The 2,698-nt window shown below is 63.7% G+C and carries 4 protein-coding genes; 1 reads left to right on the top strand and 3 read right to left on the bottom strand.

Translation table 11 applies throughout. From position 1 onward, the window contains the following. The 3 genes from ACCD03_RS25460 to ACCD03_RS25450 form a co-directional block, all read right to left on the bottom strand. On the bottom strand, positions 1-726 hold a 726-nt coding region (locus ACCD03_RS25460), incomplete at its 3' end, for a TPM domain-containing protein (RefSeq protein WP_413413275.1). Between the two features lie 13 nt (positions 727-739). After that, positions 740-1,366 carry a LemA family protein gene (locus ACCD03_RS25455; RefSeq protein WP_045203566.1) on the bottom strand — a complete coding sequence of 209 codons (627 nt, stop codon included), beginning with the start codon at positions 1,364-1,366 and terminating at the stop codon, positions 740-742. 105 nt (positions 1,367-1,471) lie between these two features. Continuing rightward, complete coding sequence (locus ACCD03_RS25450) at positions 1,472-1,675, bottom strand: hypothetical protein (protein WP_325652516.1); 204 nt, start codon at positions 1,673-1,675, stop codon at positions 1,472-1,474. Positions 1,676-1,766: 91 nt separating this feature from the next. On the opposite strand from ACCD03_RS25450, the gene dapA reads away from it, so the two are divergent. After that, entirely contained in the window at positions 1,767-2,675 is a 909-nt protein-coding gene (gene dapA, locus ACCD03_RS25445) for a 4-hydroxy-tetrahydrodipicolinate synthase (protein ID WP_325652518.1), read from the top strand. Positions 2,676-2,698 lie beyond the last annotated feature (23 nt).

Genomic DNA, 2,698 nt, shown 5'->3' with positions numbered 1-2,698 from the left:
AATCGTGCCCGGGCCCCAGCCGCGGTTGCCCATCATCACGCGCGAGCCGGGCCGGCCGGGCAGGCTGCCGGTCACGCGCCCGCCCGAGCGCATGGCCGCGCTCAGCACGAAGAACACGATGATCGCCAGCGGAAACAGCACCGGCAGCCAATCGCCGATGCCGCCACCGGATTGCTGCCGCTTCGCCCGCTCAGCCGGCGGCAGGCTCTCTTGCGCAATGACGGTCTGGATGGCCGAGATGCCCGCCGCCAGCCCGCCGTAGAAATCGCCCTGGCGGAAGTGCGGCGCCATCACGTCTTGCAGGACACGCTTGGACTGCGCGTCCGTCAGCGCCCCTTCCAGCCCGCGCCCGACCTCGATACGCATCTTGCGCAGCGACGCCGGGTTGTCCTTGGCAATGAGGATGATCGCGCCGTCGTCCACGCCCTTGCGGCCGGCCTTCCACGCATCGGCCACGCGGATGCCGTACGCCTCGATGGGTTCCGGCGCGGTGGACGGCACCATCAGCACGAAGATCTGACTGCCGCGCTGCTGTTCGTAATCGGCCAGCACCTGTTCGAGCGCGCTCCTCTGCTCGGCGCTGAGCGTGCCGGTCAGGTCGGTCACGCGCGCAGCCAGCGGCGGCACGGCCACCATGTCGCTTTGCGCGCGCGCGGGCAGCGCAGTGGCCAGCCAGAGGGCCGCAGTCAGCAGGAAGGCGAAGCAGGCACGCGCGCGTATCGACATGATCGTCAGCTCGTCAGAACTTCACCGCCGGGGCGGTGGAAATACCTTTCTCGTTCTCGACCGTGAAGTTCGGCTTGACCTGGTAGCCCATCACCTTGGCGGTCAGGTTGGTCGGGAAGCTACGGGCCAGCACGTTGTACTCCTGCACCGATTTGATGTAACGCTGGCGGGCCACCGTAATGCGGTTCTCGGTGCCTTCCAGTTGCGATTGCAGATCGCGGAACGACTGGTCAGCCTTGAGTTGCGGATAGTTCTCCGACACCGCCATCAGGCGCGACAGCGCGCTCGAAAGCTCGCCCTGCACCTGCTGGAATTTCTGGAACGCCGCCGGATCGTTCAGCACCTCCGGCGTGATCTGGAAGCTGGTGGCTGCAGCGCGGGCCTTGGTCACCGCTTCCAGCGTTTCCTTCTCGTGCGAGGCATAGCCCTTGACCGTATTCACCAGGTTCGGAATCAGGTCCGCACGACGCTGGTATTGGTTGACCACCTCTGCCCAGGCGGCCTTGGTGGCTTCGTCCTTTGCCTGGAAATCGTTATAGCCGCATGCAGACAGGAACGGCGCAGCCAGCACGGCCAGCGACAGCGCAAGCCAGCGCAGCACAGAAAAACGCGTCGAGCGGAAGGTCAGGGCAGGGGTCATGAAGTCCTCTAGATCTGAATCTGAAAAGAATGTGGCATGAGACCGACATCGTCGCATGCCGTTTCAGCGCACTTTAGCTTATGCGCTTGACGCTCCAGTCACACATCAGTACGGTATGGGGACTTTTTTGACAATTTCCATGCGCGCGATTTCCTTTTCCTCGTCGATCTGCTCGGCACCGGCATTCAGCCTGTCGGTCGTGTCGACGCTCGCGCGCGCCAAAAAAGCCACCAAACAGCCGCTCGTCTGACCGGAGCGCTGTTCCGTCAGATGGGCGACGGAACAGCGGTTGACCGACACGTTAGACACGGTTGCCTCTCACCCGCATCTCGCGGGCCTGTATTCCCGAAGCTCTCCTGACGTTTTTTGACCGGTCGTTGATTCGTCCAGGAGTGTTGTCGTGCTTGAAAATTCATCCGTCAATCTGTCGAACCATGAACGTCCGTCGTATGCGGGCATCTGGGTGCCCATCGTGACGCCGTTTGCCGATGACGCGGCACGGTCCGTCGACTACGGCGCGCTGTATACATTAGTCGCCCGGTACCGCGCGTTGGGTGTCGCCGGCTTTGTTCCGTGCAGCAGCACAGGCGAGGCCATTGCGCTCTCCGAGCAGGAACAGGCCGACGTACTGGATACGGTACGTGCCGCCGCCGGTGGCCTGCCGGTGATGATGGGATTGCCCGGCAGCATATTGACGCCGGTGCGCGAGCGCATGCTGCGGTTGGCCGAGCACCGCCCCACGGCGTTCCTGGTGTCCGCGCCTTCCTACATTCGCCCGTCGCAGGACGGGATCATCGAATACTTCACCGCATTGGCCGACGCCTCGCCCGTGCCGGTGCTGCTGTATGACATTCCGTATCGCACCGGCGCGAACATCGACACCGAAACGCTGCTTGCGCTGGCGGCGCACCCGAACATCCATGGCATCAAGGATTGCGGTGGCGATGCAGACAAGACGCAGCGCGTGATTGCCGATGGGCGGTTGCAGGTGCTGGCGGGGGAGGATGCGCAGGTGTTCGGCACGCTGTGTGCGGGCGGCGTGGGGGCGATCATTGCTGCCGCGCATGTCCGCACGGAGCTGTTTGTCGAGATGGCAAGGGCGGTGCAAGAGCAGCGGTTGAACGACGCGCGGCGGTTGCATCATGCGCTCGCGCCGGTGATTCGGTTGCTGTTTGCTGAAACGAATCCGGGGCCTTTGAAGGCCTGGCTTGCCGCCGAGGGGCTGATTCGGAATGTGTTGCGGGCGCCGATGATGATGGCTTCTGAAGGTTTGGGGCGGGAGTTGGTGGGGGTGGTTGGGCGGGTTTGAGTTTTTTGTTGGTGGTCCATCCC

This window comes from Ralstonia sp. Ralssp135 (genome assembly GCF_047304345.1).
Taxonomy (GTDB): domain Bacteria; phylum Pseudomonadota; class Gammaproteobacteria; order Burkholderiales; family Burkholderiaceae; genus Ralstonia; species Ralstonia chuxiongensis.
The sequence above is the reverse complement of the archived record's forward strand: the minus strand, read 5'-3'. Positions and strand labels throughout refer to the sequence as shown.

Bases quoted from the DNA above. Each gene is read 5' to 3' on its own strand.
- ACCD03_RS25455 (WP_045203566.1), bottom strand. From the start codon at position 1,366: ATGACCCCTGCCCTGACCTTCCGCTCGACGCGTTTTTCTGTGCTGCGC.